This is a genomic window from Micromonospora sp. WMMC241, assembly GCF_027460165.1.
GTDB lineage: Bacteria > Actinomycetota > Actinomycetes > Mycobacteriales > Micromonosporaceae > Micromonospora > Micromonospora humi.
In genome coordinates this window covers 2,025,268-2,040,841 of sequence record NZ_JAPZBF010000001.1, presented here as the reverse complement: position 1 = coordinate 2,040,841, position 15,574 = coordinate 2,025,268, and the positions used below count along the sequence as shown (strand labels likewise).

The following is a 15,574-nucleotide window of genomic DNA, read 5'->3' as shown; positions in this document are numbered from 1 at the left end:
CACCCCGCCGGTTGCCGCACCGCCCGCCCCGGCGCCCGTGTCGGGTCCGCCGGCGGCGCCACGGACCTCAGTTCCGGGGCAGGGGCCCGCGCCGGCGGTCGCCCCGCCCACGCGTACGCCGGTGGGTGATCTCAGAGCCGGCGCCGCGACGTCCGGACCGGGCTGGGACAAGCCGACCATCCAGGTGCAGCAGATCGGCCCGTTGCTGCGCGAGGAGGCGGAGCGGCAGGCCGCCGCCGCATCCCCGGCCAACGAACCGCCCACGGATTCGCACGACGCCGGCGCGCCACCCGTCAGCGCACCACCGGCAATCACAATTCCGGTCAGCGCACCGCCGGCAAGCGCACCGCCGGCAAGCGCACCGCCGGCAAGCGCACCGCCGGCAAGCGCACCGCCGGCAAGCGCACCGCCGGCAAGCGCACCGCCGGTGAGCGCACCGCCGGTCAGTGGGCCGCCGAGCAGCGCAACCCCGGCGATCGGGCACCCGCTGACCACACCGCCACCACACCCGGTCAGCGGTCCACCGTCCCACCCGGCCGGCGGACCGCCCGGGCATCCGGTGAGCGCACCGCCCACACACCCCATGACCAGGCCTCCGACGCGGGCCGCGAGCGCCGCGCCCACGTATCCCGTGAGCGGACCTCCGGGGTATCCGGTGAGTGGGCCCGGCGCGTATCCGGTCAGCGGTGCGCCGGTGAGCGGGCCGCCGGCCGCGCCGGTCAGCGGCACGCCCGTGCCGCCGTGGGGGTTGACCGCACCACCGTGGAGCAGCGCGGCGCCGCCGCAGCCGGTCGACGGGCCGGCCGGGGCCGAGCCGGCGGGAGCCACCCAGGCCGCCCCCGGCGCGGGTGGGGAGCCCTGGACCGCCGAGGACGGCCACGGGGCCGACCGGAGCAGCCGAGCGGACACGCCGGTCGAGGAGCGGCCGCTGCCGGTGTACGACGGGTTGCTGGACTTCCCCGAGCCGACGCGACCGGAGCCGGCGACGTACCCGGAGCAGGGCTCCTGGCCGGCGGTGCCGGCGGCGTTCCACCAACCCGCCGCGTACCCGGTGGCGGAGGAGTCGGAGCCGCGCGGCCGTAACCGGACGGTGCTGGCCCTGGTGGTCGGCGGCGCGGTGCTGGCGGTGGTGGCCGCGGTCGCCGGAGGCGCGGTGTGGCTGAACCGGGACGCCGAGCCGCCGGCCCCGGCGCCGACCGCGGTGAAGCCGAAGGTGACCGGGCCACCCCCGGGTGACCTGCGGTTGCGCGACGACACCACCACGATCACGGTGACCTGGACCGACCCGACCGGTGGCGGGGTGCCGTTCGTGGTCGCCGGGGGCCGCGCCGGGCAGAAACTCGGGGTGATGGCCACCGTGGACGCCGGACAGACCCGCTACACGGTGAACGGGTTGAGCGCGAAGCTGGACTACTGCTTCACGGTGTTGGCGGTCTACTCGACCGACTCGTACGCCACCTCGGGTCAGGTGTGCACGGACCGGGAGGGCGGCGGCACGCCGAACTGACCGGTCACCGGGGACACGCTCGGTGTCCACAGCGGGACGGTGCGGGTTTCACCGGCCCCGGCCGGCACCTATGATGGCTCCCGGCTCTGGGGAGGGTCGGCCAGGTGTGGCGCCTCCTCCACCGACGCGGGAAGGCAGCCGGCTGTGACCACCATCGAGGACGTCACGAGCACCGCCGGGCCGGAGACGGCCCGCCCCCGGAAGCGGTTACGCGGCGGGCTGGTGACCATCGGCACCGTGGCGGCGCTGCTGGCCGCGATGGGGTTGACGGTGCTCGGGCTGGGCGCCGCCGACAACGCGGTGGCCAACTTCGACTCGTCGTCCTGGTTGTGGAGCACCACGCGCAGCGAGCTGGCCCGGGTCAACGGCATCACCGCCCGGGTGGACACCCGGATGGAGGTGCCCGGCGGGCGGCGTCACCAGATGCAGGTCGCCCAGACCGACCGGCTGCTGATCCTGCGGGACCTCAACACCGGTCAGGTCAGCTCGCTCGACCTGGCGACGTTGCAGATCACCGCGACCACGCCGACCGCGCCGGGGCTGGGGGTCAGCGTCGCGCTGCACGACGGCGCCGCGTTCGTGGTGGACGCCGTGCAGGGCATCGTGCGGCAGCTCGACCCGCGGGCGTTGACGCCGGTGGGCGAGCCGGTGCGCTACCCGCCGGGCATCACCGGCGGCACGTTCGACGGCGCGGGCAAGCTGTGGATCGCGGTGCCGAGCGAGGGCACCGTCTCGGCGGTCACCGCCGCCGACCTGCCGGCCACGCCGGGCGAGGCACCGCCCGCCGGGCTCAGCCCGAAGCGGGTCGAGACGTACGACGTGGCGGAGCCGGCGCACGAGCTGGTGGTGTCCACCCTGGACGAGGGGGTGGCGGTGCTGGACCGCACGTCGGCGTCGCTGGTGACGGTCACCGGCGGCGAGACGCGGCGGGCCGACCTGAGCACCATGACCGCGCCCGGCAACCTGCCGACGCGCACCAGCGGGCCGCAGGTGCCGGTCACCGTGCCGGGTGACCGGTCGGTGCACGTGGTCCGCGACGGCGCCGAGGTGAAGCGGTTCACGGTGCCCGGCGCCGGCGCCCGGCTCAGTCCGGCGGTGGCCTGGGCGGGGCGGTTCTACTGCGCCGACGAGGACACCGGCACGGTCTACTCGTTCGACGCCGCCGGGCAGCTGGTGGAGACGATCAAGGGGTCCGTCCGGCCCGGGCCGGTCGAGCTGGAGGTTCGCGAGAACCACCTGTTCATCAACCCGCCGGACTCGTCCACCGCGCAGGTGGTCGACGACCGGAACCGGGTCCGTGAGGTCAACAAGTACGCCAACGACGTGCTCGGCGGCGACCCGCCGCCGGCTCCCCCGCCGCCGCCCCCGCCGAAGAAGCCGAAGGTGGGCAAGCCGGGCGCGCCGAAGTCGGTCCGCGCCGCCGCCGGCAACGCCTCGGCGCGCGTGAGCTGGCAGCCGGCCTCGTCGAACGGCGCCGAGATCACCCGGTACGTGGTGGCGGGCGGCGGCCAGACCCACCAGGTGGGCGCGAACCAGCGGGCGCTGGAGATCACCGGCCTGACCAACGGTGAGACGTACACGTTCGAGGTGCACGCGGTGAACGCCAAGGGCGACGGTCCGACGCGCCGCAGCAACCCGGTCGTGCCGACCGCCGAGGTGCCGGACCCGCCGGCCGCGGTGACCGCCGAGGCGCGGCCGGACGGCACGGTCCGGGTGAGCTGGCCCGCGGCGAACGGCCAGGGCAACACGGTCGCCCGGTACGCGGTGACCGCGACCTCGGCCGGCGCGAGCGCCCCGGCCGGTGAGTCGCCGAAGACCGAGCTGGTCGTGCCGGCCGGCCAGTTGGAGTACGGCACGCAGTACGCGTTCACGGTGACCGCGGTCAGCGAGAAGGGCGCCGGGTCGAAGGCATCCCCGGTGAGCAACACGGTGGTGCCGTTCACGACGCCGAACGCGCCGGGCGAGCTGCGCGCGTCCACAGTGGCCGACCAGCCCGGCACCGTCGCGGTGCAGTGGTCGCCGGCGGTGGAGAACGGCCGCCCGGTGACGAAGTACGTGGTGGAGGCCGGCGGGAAGACCGTCGAGGTGACCGACGTGCGGGCCACAGTGGGTGGGCTCGGCGACGGTCAGAACGTCACGGTGAAGGTCAAGGCGGTCAACGAGGCCGGCGCCGGCGCGGAGGCGACCACCACCGCCCGCACCGTGGCCGCGCCGCGGATCACGGTGACCGGCTCGTCGGCGGACGCCACATCGGTGACGGTGACGTTCACCGTGGACGCCGGCGGCGGGCGCGCCACCTGCACGGCCGCCACCGGCGGCAAGACGGCCACCGGGAGCTGTTCCAGCCTCCGGGTGACCGGGCTGACGCCGGGCACCGCCTACACGGTCACGCTGACCGCGAACAACGCGGCCGGGAAGAACACCGCGACCCGAGCGCAGACGACCGATGCGCTGTACGGGATCGCGACCTGCCGCAACGGCTCCTCCGGCGCCGAGGCGACCTACTGCTCGCGGGACGTGCCGGGCGAGCGCAACGGCAACGAGATCTTCGAGGTCACCCAGCAGGACAACAGCAGGCAGGCGGGCTGGGAGCCCAACGGCGCCCGGCTCAAGGCCTACTGCAAGAAGTCGGGCGAAGAGGTCTACGCCTACATCTACAACAACGACAAGAAGAGCACCTGGTGGGTGCGCGTGGACCACCGCAAGGGCCGCGACTACATCCCGTGGGCCTGGCTCAACCTGGAGGGCGGCGACAACATCAACCTGCTGCCCACCTGCTGACCGCGACATCCTCGAGAGGCGCCACCGTGAACACGCACGAACCGCTGAGCCAGCCGGAGGTGCAGGGCTTCGCTGCCCTGGCCGCCCGGCTCGCCGACAACGTCAACGCGGTCGTGCTGGGCAAGCCGCAGGTGGTCAGGCTGGCGTTGACCGCGCTGTTCGCCCAGGGCCACGTGCTGCTCGAGGACGTGCCGGGCGTCGGCAAGACCACGCTCGCCCGCGCGGTGGCGGCCACCGTCAAGGGTGAGTGGCGGCGGATCCAGTTCACCCCGGACCTGCTGCCCTCGGACGTGTCCGGGGTGACCATCTTCAACCAGGCCACCCGCGGTTTCGAGTTCCACCCGGGGCCGGTGTTCGCCAACATCGTGATCGCCGACGAGATCAACCGGGCGTCGCCGAAGACCCAGTCGGCGCTGCTGGAGGTGATGGAGGAGCGGACGGTCACCGTGGACGGCGTCCGCCACCCGGTGCCGCAGCCGTTCCTGGTGGTGGCCACCCAGAACCCGGTGGAGATGGACGGCACCTACCGGCTGCCGGAGGCACAGCTCGACCGGTTCCTGGTGAAGCTCTCCGTCGGCTACCCGGACGAGGCGGTCGAGGTGGAGGTGCTGCGCGGCGCCACGGTCCGCTCCCCCGACTCGCTGACCCCGGTCACCGACACCGCCACGGTCGGCGAGATGGTGAAGATGGCCCGGCGGGTGCACATCGCCGAGCCGCTGTACGCGTACGCGGTGCGGCTGGCCGCGGCCACGCGTACCCACCCGCAGGTGCGGGTCGGGGTGAGCCCGCGCGGGGTGATCGCGTTGACCCGGGCGGCGTGCGCGTACGCGCTGATCGACGGGCGGGGCTGGATCATGCCGGAGGACCTGAAGGCGCTGGTCGAGCCGGTCTTCGCGCACCGGCTGCTGCTCACCCCGGACGCGCAGGTGCGCGGCGTCACGCCGGCCGAGGTGCTGCGCCAGGCGGTCGCCTCGGTGCCGGTGCCGCTGCCGTCGGGCCAGCCCGCTCCGGCGCACGGCTGAGCGTGGGGATCACCGCCCGTGGGGTCGGGTTGCTCGTCGCCGCCCTGGTGCTGCTGGGGGTGGGCTTCCGGTACGCGTACCCGGAGCTGACCGTGCTCGGCGCGGCGGCCGGCGTCGCGGTCGGCTACGCCGTGGTGACCGCCGCCTGGCGGCCCCGGTTGACCGTGGAGCGTCGCGCCGACCCGGACCGGGTGGCGCGGGGCGAGCCGGCGGCGATGGAGCTGGCGGTGCGCAACACCGGCCGGCTGCGGGCGGCGAACCTGGTGGCCGAGGACCGCTGCGCGGGGGAGCTGGTGCCGGTGCCGCTGCTGCGGCTGCGTCCGGGGCGGGACACCCGGGTGCGCTACCCGGTGCCGACGCAGCGGCGCGGGGTGGTGCCGGTCGGCCGGCTGCGGGTGGTCCGCCGCGACCCGCTCGGGTTGATGGCGTTGGCCCGCGGCTACGGTGGCACGGTCCCGGTGTGGGTGCACCCGCGCATCCACCCGCTGTCCGCGGTGCCCACCGGCGCCGGGCGCAGCCTCGACGGGCGCGTCGACAGCGTGCCGCACGGGTCGATCACGTTCGACTCGCTGCGGGAGTACGTGGTCGGCGACGAACTGCGCCGGGTGCACTGGCGGACCAGCGCGCGGGTGGGTGAGCTGATGGTGCGGGAAAACGTGGACACCAGCCTGCCGCGCCTCGTGGTGGTGCTGGACAACCGGGCCGCCGCGCATCCGGTGCGCTCGGCCGGGGTGGCGGAGTCGTTCGAGTCGGCGTGCGAGGCGGCGGCGTCGGTGGTGGCCGCCGCGGTGCGCGAGGACCTGCCCGTGCACCTGCTGCTGGTCGCGCCGGCCGAGGTGGAGCCCGCGGGCGTGGCCGGGCCGCTGGACCGGCTCGCCGCGGTGGAGCTGACCGGCGGCGGGGCGGAGGTGTTGTCGGCGGCGACGAGCCGGCTGCGTCAGGAGCGACTCGGCGACACGCTGGTCTTCCTGACCGGGCCGGGCGCCGGCGACGAGTTGGGGCACGTCGGCGCGCTGCGCGGCGCGTACCCGTCGGTGGTGGTGGGGATGTTCGGCGCGAGCGCGCCGACGACGGCCGCGGCGAGCGGCCTGGTGGTGCTGGACGCGGCCGACGGCGCGGCGTTCGCCGCCGAGTGGGACGGGATCCGCCGGTGGTGACCGTGACGGCGCCGCGCCCGGCCGCCGCGCCGGCGCCGCCGGAGACGCCGGCGCGCGGGCGGGTGGCGGCCGTGCTGCGGGCGGCGCCGCTGCCGGTGGCGCTTGTCGTGCTGGTGGCGCTCTCCGGCGTGGTGCTGGGCCGGGTGTACGCGGACCCGCTGCTGACCCGGCTGATGGTCGGCGCGGCGGCCGGTTCGGTGCTGGTCGGCGTGGCCGCCCGGCGGCTGCCGTCGTGGCTGGTGGCGCCGGTGTCGGTGGCCGCCCTGGCCGCCTGGACGCTGCTGTCGTTGCGGTTGGCGGCGAGCCACGCGGCGCTGCCCGGCGGGCTCGGCGAGGTGGCCGGTGACGCCGCCCGCAACGCGATCCCCCGGCTGCTCACCGCGATGATCCCGGTGCAGCCGGCGCCGGACACCGTGCTGGTGCCAGTCGTGGCGGCCTGGCTGGCCGGGCTGACCGCCACCGAGGTGGCGCTGCGGGCCGGCCGGGTGCTGCTGGGCTACCTGCCACCGGCGCTGCTCTACGCCGGCGCGCTCTACGTGGTGGGGCCGAACGCGGCGCCGGCGGTCGGCCCCACCGTGCTGTTCGCGGCGGTCGCGGCCGCCGGGCTGGCGGTGCCCGGACGCCGCGGCGACCCGGCGGCGGGCGACCCGGTGGCCGGGCTCACCCCGGCGGTACGGGCGGCGGTGCGGCTGCGGCTGGCGGCGGCGAGCGCGGCCGGGCTGGCCGTGGTGGTGGCGCTCGCCGCGCTGCTGGCCCCGGTGGTCGCGGGCCAGGTCGACGAGCGGCCGGTCGACCCGCGCCGCTACGTGGAGCCGCCGCAGGTGGAGTCGTTGGACGAGAACCCGCTGATCCGGATCTCCGGCTGGGCGTTGAACCCGGACCAGCGGCTGCTCGACGTGCGGACGGTCGCCGGCTCGACCGAGGGCGGGCCGCCGCGGATCCGGCTGGCGGTGCTCAGCGACTACGACGGGGTGACCTGGCGGGTGGGGGCCACGTACCGCAACGCGGGGCGGATCCTGCCCGCGGTCGATCCCGCGCCCGGCGCGACGACCGACGCGGTGCGCCAGGAGATCACCGTGGCCGACCTGACCGGGCGGCTGCTGCCGGCCGTGCCGACGCCGCGCGAGGTGGGCGGCGCGCGGGTGGCGTACGACCCGGCGAGCGGGACGCTGATCCGGCCGGAGGGGCTCGCCCCGGGGCTGCGCTACGACGTGTCGTCGGTCCGGGAGAGGCCTGATCCGAACCTGGTCAGCACCGCGAACGTGCCGGCCGGGGACGCGGTGTCCCGGGTGCTGCGGGTGCCCGACGGCGCGCCGGAGCAACTGCGCCGGCTGGCCACCCAGCTCGCCGAGTCCAATGGCGCCCCGTACGCGCGGGCGGACGCGATCGCCACGTTCCTCGCCGAGCACTACCGGGTGACCGCCGACGCGCCGAGCGGGCACGCCTACCCGAACCTGACGTTCTTCCTGTTCGGGCCGCGCAACGGCGGTGGGCAGCGGGGCACGTCGGAGCAGTTCGCGGCCGCGTTCGCGGTGCTCGGCCGGCTCGCCGGGCTGCCCACCCGGGTGGTGGTCGGGTTCCAGCCGAAGGCGGACGGGCCGGTGCGGGCCGCCGACGCGTACGCCTGGCCGGAGGTGCTGTTCGACGGCGTGGGCTGGGTGCCGTTCGATCCGATGCCGCGCCCGGACGAGCAGCCCCGCCCGGTGGAGGAGGACTTCCGGCCGCAGCCGGAGGAGCCGCCGCCGTCGGAGGTGCCGGCGCCGACCGAGCAGCCCACGGCCACTCCCCCGGCCGCCGCGCCCGCGTCGGGCCGGGCCGCGGGTGGCCCGGGTACGCCGGTGCTGGTGGGCGGCGGCGTCGGTGGCCTGCTGCTGGTGGTGGGGGCGGTGCTGGCGGCCCTGGCCGCGATGCGCCGCCGGTTGAGCCGGTCCCGGCTGGAGCGGGGTGACCCCGGTGCGCGGATCGCGGGCGCCTGGCGGGAGCTGACCGACGCGTTGCGGCTGGCCGGCCGGCCGGTGGGTGACGATCTGGCGGCGGCGGAGGTGGCCGAGCGGGCCAGGCGCGCGCTCGCCGAGACCCGCGCGGCGGCCGGCGGCCCATCGGTCGGCGACGTGGACGCCAGTGGTGTCGGCGAGCTGGCCGGACTGGTCAACCAGGCCACCTTCGGCCCGGGCACCTCCCCGGACCAGGCGGAACGGGCGGCGACGCTGGTCGCCTCGTACGGCGACGCCCTGCGCGACGCCCGGCCGCGGTGGCGGCGGCTGTGGTGGCGGGTGCACCCGGGCCCGCTGCGTTGGCGGCGCTGACCGTTCGCCGTACCGATTCGGCTCGCACCTCGGTGTGGGTGCCTTTCGAGCTGATGGCAGCAACGACTCACCTGTTGGCGGCTCGTCGCGCCCGCCGGAGCGATATCACCGATGACTCAGCTCCAAAGGCACGCGAAGGAGGCACACGCCGCGGAGGTCCGACGCCGAGCGGCGCGAGCGCGGCGGCGCCCCGGGGGGCGGCCGGTCAGCGGTCGGCGGCGCGTAGCTTGCGGACGAGCTTGCGCAGGCCGGCCTGCCAGCCGTCGGGGTCCTCGGCGCGGCGGCGGGCGTAGTCGGCCACCTCCGGGTGCGGCAGGATGAGGAACCGCTCCTCGGCCAGCCCGGCCACCACCGCGTCGGCGACCTGGTCCGGGGCGAGGACCGCGCCGGACGCGGCGATCACCCGGGCGCCCAGGTGCCCCTCGGCGAGGCCGTCGGCGAGCATCGGGGTGTCCACGCCCTGCGGGCAGAGCGCGCTGACCCGGATGCCGGCGTCCCGGTAGGTGATCGCCACCCATTCGGCGAGGCCGACCGCCGCGTGCTTGGTGGCGGTGTACGGGGCGTCGCCGACCGCGGTCAGCAGGCCCGCCGCCGAGCAGGTGAACAGCAGGTGTCCCTGCCCCCGGCGCAGCATCCCCGGCAGCACCGCCCGGACGCTGTGCAGGTGACCGAGCACGTTGACCCGCCAGGCCCGGTCCCAGTCGGCGTCCGGCGCGTCGATACCGCCGCCGGTGGCCACCCCGGCGTTGGCGCAGAACAGGTCGATCCGGCCGTGCCGCCGCTCGGTCTCGTCGACGAGCGCGCGGACCGCCGTCTCGTCGGTGACGTCCAGCCCGACTCCGGTGGCGACCGGGCCGATCGCGTCGGCCGCCGCGCGGGCCGCGTCGGCGGCCAGGTCGGCCAGCACCACGGCGGCGGCGCCCTCGGCGACGAATCGCCGGCCCAGCGCCGCGCCGATGCCGCCGGCTCCGCCGGTGATCACCACCACCCGGTCGGTCAGGTTCATCTCAGGCCACCTCTCCGGCGCCGGCCCCGAGCCGGGGCACCAGGTCGAGCCAGGCCGCCGCGCCGCCCTCGGTCGTCTCCGGGGTGGGCAGCACCGCCAGCACCGGCACGTCGACGCCGTGTGCGGCGTACCGGCGGGCCTCGGCCGCGCACCGCTCGGGCGAGCCGTGCAGGACCAGCGCGTCGACCACCTCGTCGGGCACCGCGGCGGCGGCGCCGCGCCGGTCCCCCGCCTCCCACGCCCGCCACATCTCCCCCAGGCTGTCCTGCCGGCCCAGCCAGCGGTGGAAGGCGGCGTACGCGGGCACGGTGAGATAGCCGGTGATCATGCGTCGGCCCAGCGCGCGGGCGTATCCGGCGTCCTCGGTGGGGCAGACGAAGATCCGGGCGGCGACCTCGAAGCCGGGGCGGCGCTCGCCCAGCTCGGCGAGCGCGGTCGGCACGTCGGTGGCGGCCAGCCAGTTGAGGATCACGCCGTCGGCCTCGGCGGCGGCGAGCCGCAGCATGCCGGGACGCAACGCGGCGAGCAGCACCGGTGGTGGCACCGCCGGCGGGCGTTCCAGCGCGAACCGCCGCACCGTGAACGTCTCGTACGCCTCGTCGACGGTCTCGCCGTGCAACGCGGCCCGCAGGAAGCGCAGCACGTCGCGGGTCCGCCGGTACGGCTCGTCGAACGGCACCGCGTTCCAGTCACGTACCAGCACCGGCGAGGACGCGCCGACGCCCAGCGCGAAGCGCCCCGGCGCGGCCTCGGCCAGCGCGGCGGCGCTCATCGCCAACAGCCCCGGCCCTCGGGTGAAGACCGGGGTGATCGCGGTGCCGAGCCGCAGCCCGGGGGTCCAGGCGGCGGCGAGCGCGAGCGGGGTGAACGCGTCGGTTCCGGCCACCTCCGAGGACCAGACGTCGGTGAAGCCGGCCTCTGCCAGGGCGGCGTAGACGGCGGCGTGGTCGGCGAGCGTGATGCCGCCCAGCGGAACGGTCATGCCCCATCGGTTCGTCATCCGGTCGATCGTGCCCGCCCACCACGCCCCCGGCAAGATCGGGGGCGATACACGCAATTCGCGGTGTTTTGCCTGGTAGGAGTGTTACGACTGCCGGGTGGACGTCGGCGCGGGCGGGAGATGGCGATGAGGATCGCCGAGCCCGCCGCGCTGCGCCCGGACGACGGCGACAGCGAGCGGGCCACCTTCCTGGAGCTCTTCTTCGACCTGGTCTACGTGTTCGCACTGACCCGGATCTCCGCGCGCGCGTTCGAGGACCTGGCGCTGGAGGGCGGCCAGAGCACCTGGCCGGCGGTGACCGGCGCCGGCAAGACGCTGCTGCTGCTGCTCGCGCTCTGGATGCTCTGGCAGGGCACCGCGTGGACCACCAGCCGATACGACCCGTACCACCTCTGGCTGCAGGTCATCGTGATCACCGCGCTGGTGTCGGCGATGGTGATGGGGGTGGCCATCCCCCGGGCGTTCAGCGGGGCCGGTCTGGCGTTCGCCGTCGCGTACGTGGTGGCACAGGTGGGCCGCTCGGCGATCCTGTTGTTGGTGCTGCGCCGGCTGCAGTACCGCCGGCTGAAGCTGCGGATGCTGATCACCTACTGCGCGGCCGGAGTGCTCTGGCTGGTCGGCGGGGTGCTGCCCACCGACGCCCGGGTGGTGCTCTGGAGCACCGCGCTGCTGGTGGAATATGTCGGCAACCGGTTCGGCTGGCCGGTGCCGGGGCTCGGCCGCTCGACCATCTCCCGCTGGGACATCCACGGCAAGCACCTCGCCGAGCGGTACCAGCAGATCTACCTGGTGGCGATCGGCGAGACGATCCTGGTCGCCGGCCTGACCTTCACCCGGTCACCGGGCGGATGGCCCCGGGTCCTCGCGTTCGCCGCCGCGCTGGCCACCTCCGTGCTGCTGTGGCGGATCTACGTGCAGCGGGCCGGGCAGATCCTCGGCGAGGCGGTGACCGGGGCCGAGCACCCCGCCACCATCGGCCGCTCCGCGGCCGACACCCACATGGTCATGGTCATCGGGGTGGTCGCCACCGCGATCGGCTACGAGTTGGCCATCGAGCACCCCACCGGGCACAACGAGCTGCCGTGGCTGGCCATGGCCCTGGGCGGACCGGCGCTGTTCCTGGCCGGGCGGGCCCGCTTCGAGTACGAGGTGTTCGGCCGGGTCTCCCCGTCGCGGCTGGTGGCGATCGCCGCGCTGGCGCTGCCGGTGCCGCTGCTGGTGCACGTCGCGCCGCTGCTCGGGGCGGCCTGGGCGGTCGTGGTGCTGACGGCCGTGGCCGTGGCCGACGTACGCCGGGCCTGGGGACGCCCGCTGGAGGACCCCGCACCGCCGTTCTGACCGCCGGTCACCTCCGACCGGTGCGGGGACGCCACACCCGCCACCGGGCTACGATCCGCGCGTGACCTTCTCGCTCGTCGCCCGCTCCGCCGACGGGCACCTGCACGGCGTGGCCGTGGCCAGCCGGTTCCTCGCCGCCGGGGCGCTGGTGCCGGCCGCCGAGGCGCGGGTCGGCGCGGTCGCCACCCAGGCCCACGCCAACCTCGCCTACCGCGCGCAGGCGCTGGCCATGCTGCGCACCGGCGTCACCGCCGCCGACGCGGTGGCCGGCCTGGTCGCCGCCGACCCCGGGCGCGACGACCGGCAACTCGCGGTGGTCGGGGCCGCCGGCGCCGGGGCCACCTGGACCGGCCCGCGCTGCCATCCCTGGGCGGGCGGGCAGGCCGGCGACGGGTGGGCCGCGCAGGGCAACATCCTGGACGGCCCGCAGGTGATCGACGCGCTGCGCGACGCCTGGCTGACCGGCACCGACCTGCCGTTCCCGCAGCGGATGCTGGCCGCGCTGGCCGCCGGCGACCGGGCCGGCGGCGACCGGCGCGGCCGGCAGAGCGCCGCGCTGCTGGTGGTGCAGCGCCACGGCGGTTACGCCGGCACCGGCGACGAACTGGTCGACCTGCGCGTGGACGACCACCCGGATCCGGTGGGCGAGCTGCGCCGCCTGCTCGGCCTGCACACCATGATCTTCGGTCGCCCGGACCCGGCCAGCCTGCGCGACCTCACCGGCCCGCTCGCCGTCGAGGTGGCGGAGCTGCTCGCCGCCGCCGGGCACCCGGTCGGGCCGGCCGGCCTGGACGACGCGCTCGCCGCCTGGTCCGGCCTGGAGAACCTGGAGGAACGCTTCGTGCCGGGCCGGATCGACCCGATCGTGCTGGACCACCTGCGCCGCGGCGCGGCGGGCCGCCCGTCCGCGACCCGATCCACCGGGCCGGCCGGCTGAGCCGCCTCAGCCGCCGAAGGCGAGCCGGCGGATGCCGGCGGCGGCCAGCGCCGCCTGCTCCGCGCCGGTCAGCGGCAGCCGGCCGGTGGCCTTGCGCAGCGCGGTGGACGCGTCCCAGCCGAGCGCGCCGGGCACGGGCCGCCCGGCGGTGAGCACGTCGAGCACCACGGCCGCCGCGGCCGGCGTCGTCCAGGGCCGTCGGTCCAGCGCGTCGGCCAGGTCCAGGCCGTGCACCGCGACCTCCACCACCCGGGTACGCAGGAACTCGGTCAACGCCATCGCGTCGCCGTGCCGGGTGCGCACCACCCGTCCGGGCGGCTCGGCGGCCACCGCCGCGTCCGTGGCCCGCCAGGCCCGCCCGAACTCGCGTGCCACCTCGACCGCGCCCGGATGGTCCCGCGCCGCCGCCCGGGCCCCGTCGACCCGCTCCCGGTCGACAGCGGGCGAGAACTTGGCCGCGCCGAAGTAGTCGGACGCGGTCACCTCGGGCCGCGGGGGCGCGGGCCCGGCGAGCATCGTGACCAGCCGGCCGGCCCCGGTGCGTACGTGCGCCAGCAGGTCCCGCACCCGCCACGGCGGGCACGGCGTCGGGCGGTCCAGGGCCGGGTCGTCGAGCCCGTGCAGCACCCGCTCCAGCCGCTCGCACTCGTCACGGAACGCCGCCCGTACCGACTCCACCCCGGTCGCCTCAACCCTTCCAGCGGGGCACCAGCCGGTGCACCGTGGCGAGGACCAGCGCGGCCACCACGGCGATCGTGCCGACGATGCCGGCCGCGCTGCCCGCGTACCCGACGAAGAGCGGACGGCGGCCGAGCTCCCCGACGGCGATCGTGGATCGGTCGACCAGCCAGGACAGTGCCAGCGCGGAGACCAGCAGGGCCAGCGCGCCGCCGACGCCGAGCACGGCGGCGGCGAGCCGGTGCGCGTCGCCCGGCTCCACCACGGCCCGTTCCCGCTGGAAGACCAGCAGCACCAGCCCGGCGACCGCGGCCCAGGCGCCGACCAGCAGGTACGCGGCGACCGCGTCGCTGGGCCGGTGCCAGCCGGCGGAGAGCGTGGCGACGCCGGCGGCGGCCGCGTAGCCGGCGCCGATGAACGCGCCGGCCACCCGCAGCTTGCGGGGCAGCACCAGGATCAGCGCGACCGCCACCGACGCCGCCACCGTGGTGTGGCCGCTGGGCAGGCTGTTGCCGGCGGCGGCCCGCTCCGGGTCGATGCCGAAGTCCGGCCGGGCCAGGAAGTACTTGAGCAGCTGGGTGCTCGCGTTCGCGCCGGCGATCAGCAGCGTCGCGGTGACGGCGAGCGCCTTGCGGCCCCGGATCAGCGCGATGAAGCCGATCACGGCGGTGGCGGCCAGCAGCGACACCGCGGACATGGCGTTGAGGATGGTGTCCACCGGCCCGTCGACCCGGTCCTGCCCGATCTGGTTGCCGGTCAACGCGACCGTGTCCAGCCACTGACCCAGTCGGGTGTGCACGGCGAGCCGCCACAACACCAGGAACGCTGCCGTCTGGGCCAAGGCCAGCACGACCAACCAGACCGCCGTCCAACCCCTCGCCGTCTCCCGCACCCGGACAACTTAGCGGTCGGCCCGCTGCGGCGCGCGTCGGAGCGCCCCGGATTCCGGCGTAGGTTGAGTCGGGCTTTCTCGAGGAGGTGGCAGGTGACCGGTACGCCGGATCGGCAGCGGTCGGCCGGGGCGCGGCCGGAGTCGCTGGCCGACCTTCTCGGGGGTCGACGGGGAGCGGTGGACGCGACGCTGCCCCCGCTGGCGTTCGGGCTCGGTTGGGTGCTCGGCGGGCTCGGCGGCGGGGTGCTCGCGGCGGTGGCGACCGGAGCGGCGGTGGCCGCCTGGCGCTGGCGGCGCGGCGACCGTCCCCGCTCGGTGCTGGTCGGGTTGCTCGCGGTCTGCCTGGCCGCCTTGATCGCGGTACGCACCGGCCGGGCCAGCGACTTCTTCCTGCTGCAGATCGCGTCCAACGCGGCCAGCGCGCTGGCGTGGGCGGTCAGCGTGGTGGTGCGCTGGCCGCTGCTCGGCGTGGTGGTCGGGTTGGCGCTCGGGCAGCGGGGGCGGTGGCGGCGCGACCCGGCGCTGCTGCGGGCGTACGGCCGGGCGAGCTGGGTGTGGACCGCCACCTACGTGCTGCGGGTGGCGGTGTTCGTCCCGCTCTGGCTCGACGGGCAGGTGGTCGCGCTGGCGGTGACGCGGGCGGCGCTGACCTGGCCGCTGATCGCGGCGGCGCTGGCGCTGAGCTGGGTGGTGATCCGCCGGTCGCTGCCGCCGGGGCACCCGGGGCTGCGGCACCCGGTGGGCGCGTCCGATGCGGACCGCGGGCCGGTGGCGGGGCCGGAAAAATAGTGGAGAGGCCGCCACGGGGGGAGCGGCCTCTCCGTCAAATACGTTACTCCGTCAACGCCACAGATGTGATCCCGTGGAGCGCTGAATTTTGCGTGCCTTTTCGCGCCATGGGTCGCCCCCGGGCGGAGTGGTGGGCCGGTCCGTCCGCTGCGTCGGCCGGA

At 76.2% G+C, this 15,574-nt stretch carries 12 protein-coding genes; 8 read left to right on the top strand and 4 right to left on the bottom strand.

The window, feature by feature from the left end:
• The first annotated feature begins 694 nt into the window (after positions 1–694).
• From O7598_RS31435 to O7598_RS09690, 5 genes are all read left to right on the top strand, one after another.
• Positions 695–1,507: a fibronectin type III domain-containing protein gene (locus O7598_RS31435; RefSeq protein ID WP_269694827.1), complete on the top strand. Its 813-nt coding sequence runs from the start codon at positions 695–697 to the stop codon at positions 1,505–1,507.
• 144 nt (positions 1,508–1,651) lie between these two features.
• Entirely contained in the window at positions 1,652–4,288 is a 2,637-nt protein-coding gene (locus tag O7598_RS09705; RefSeq protein ID WP_269690976.1) for a fibronectin type III domain-containing protein, read from the top strand.
• A 26-nt stretch (positions 4,289–4,314) separates the two neighbouring features.
• Entirely contained in the window at positions 4,315–5,310 is a 996-nt protein-coding gene (locus O7598_RS09700; RefSeq protein ID WP_269690975.1) for an AAA family ATPase, read from the top strand.
• A 2-nt stretch (positions 5,311–5,312) separates the two neighbouring features.
• A complete protein-coding gene (locus tag O7598_RS09695; protein WP_269690974.1) occupies positions 5,313–6,467 on the top strand; it encodes a DUF58 domain-containing protein in 1,155 nt (384 codons plus the stop codon).
• The gene (locus O7598_RS09690) at positions 6,443–8,773 is read left to right on the top strand and encodes a DUF3488 and transglutaminase-like domain-containing protein (RefSeq protein ID WP_442929845.1); all 2,331 of its coding nucleotides are present in this window, start codon (positions 6,443–6,445) and stop codon (positions 8,771–8,773) included. The genes O7598_RS09695 and O7598_RS09690 overlap by 25 nt, the downstream gene beginning before the upstream one ends.
• A 205-nt stretch (positions 8,774–8,978) precedes the next feature.
• On the opposite strand, the gene O7598_RS09685 is transcribed toward O7598_RS09690, so the two are convergent.
• A complete protein-coding gene (locus O7598_RS09685) occupies positions 8,979–9,779 on the bottom strand; it encodes an SDR family oxidoreductase (RefSeq protein WP_269690973.1) in 801 nt (266 codons plus the stop codon).
• Between the two features lies 1 nt (position 9,780).
• On the bottom strand, positions 9,781–10,761 hold the full coding sequence (locus O7598_RS09680) for an LLM class F420-dependent oxidoreductase (protein ID WP_269694825.1): 981 nt from the start codon (positions 10,759–10,761) through the stop codon (positions 9,781–9,783).
• A 144-nt stretch (positions 10,762–10,905) separates the two neighbouring features.
• On the opposite strand from O7598_RS09680, the gene O7598_RS09675 reads away from it, so the two are divergent.
• Positions 10,906–12,117, top strand: coding sequence for a low temperature requirement protein A (locus O7598_RS09675; protein ID WP_269690972.1), 1,212 nt, complete (start codon positions 10,906–10,908; stop codon positions 12,115–12,117).
• Between the two features lie 61 nt (positions 12,118–12,178).
• On the top strand, positions 12,179–13,054 hold the full coding sequence (locus tag O7598_RS09670) for a DUF1028 domain-containing protein (RefSeq protein ID WP_269690971.1): 876 nt from the start codon (positions 12,179–12,181) through the stop codon (positions 13,052–13,054).
• Between the two features lie 6 nt (positions 13,055–13,060).
• Here the strand turns inward: O7598_RS09670 and O7598_RS09665 are convergent, their stop codons facing one another.
• Together O7598_RS09665 and O7598_RS09660 are read right to left on the bottom strand one after the other, a co-directional pair.
• The gene (locus O7598_RS09665) at positions 13,061–13,732 is read right to left on the bottom strand and encodes a maleylpyruvate isomerase N-terminal domain-containing protein (protein WP_269690970.1); all 672 of its coding nucleotides are present in this window, start codon (positions 13,730–13,732) and stop codon (positions 13,061–13,063) included.
• A 10-nt stretch (positions 13,733–13,742) separates the two neighbouring features.
• The gene (locus O7598_RS09660; protein ID WP_269690969.1) at positions 13,743–14,624 is read right to left on the bottom strand and encodes a phosphatase PAP2 family protein; all 882 of its coding nucleotides are present in this window, start codon (positions 14,622–14,624) and stop codon (positions 13,743–13,745) included.
• 93 nt (positions 14,625–14,717) lie between these two features.
• Here O7598_RS09660 and O7598_RS09655 point away from each other — a divergent pair, with 93 nt between their 5' ends.
• The gene (locus O7598_RS09655; protein ID WP_269690968.1) at positions 14,718–15,413 is read left to right on the top strand and encodes a DUF3159 domain-containing protein; all 696 of its coding nucleotides are present in this window, start codon (positions 14,718–14,720) and stop codon (positions 15,411–15,413) included.
• The last annotated feature ends 161 nt before the right edge of the window (positions 15,414–15,574 follow it).

Excerpts from the sequence above, each read along its gene's own strand:
- O7598_RS09685 (WP_269690973.1), bottom strand. The coding sequence starts at position 9,779 with ATGAACCTGACCGACCGGGTGGTGGTGATCACCGGCGGAGCCGGCGGC.
- O7598_RS09680 (WP_269694825.1), bottom strand. The coding sequence starts at position 10,761 with ATGACCGTTCCGCTGGGCGGCATCACGCTCGCCGACCACGCCGCCGTC.
- O7598_RS09675 (WP_269690972.1), top strand. The coding sequence starts at position 10,906 with ATGAGGATCGCCGAGCCCGCCGCGCTGCGCCCGGACGACGGCGACAGC.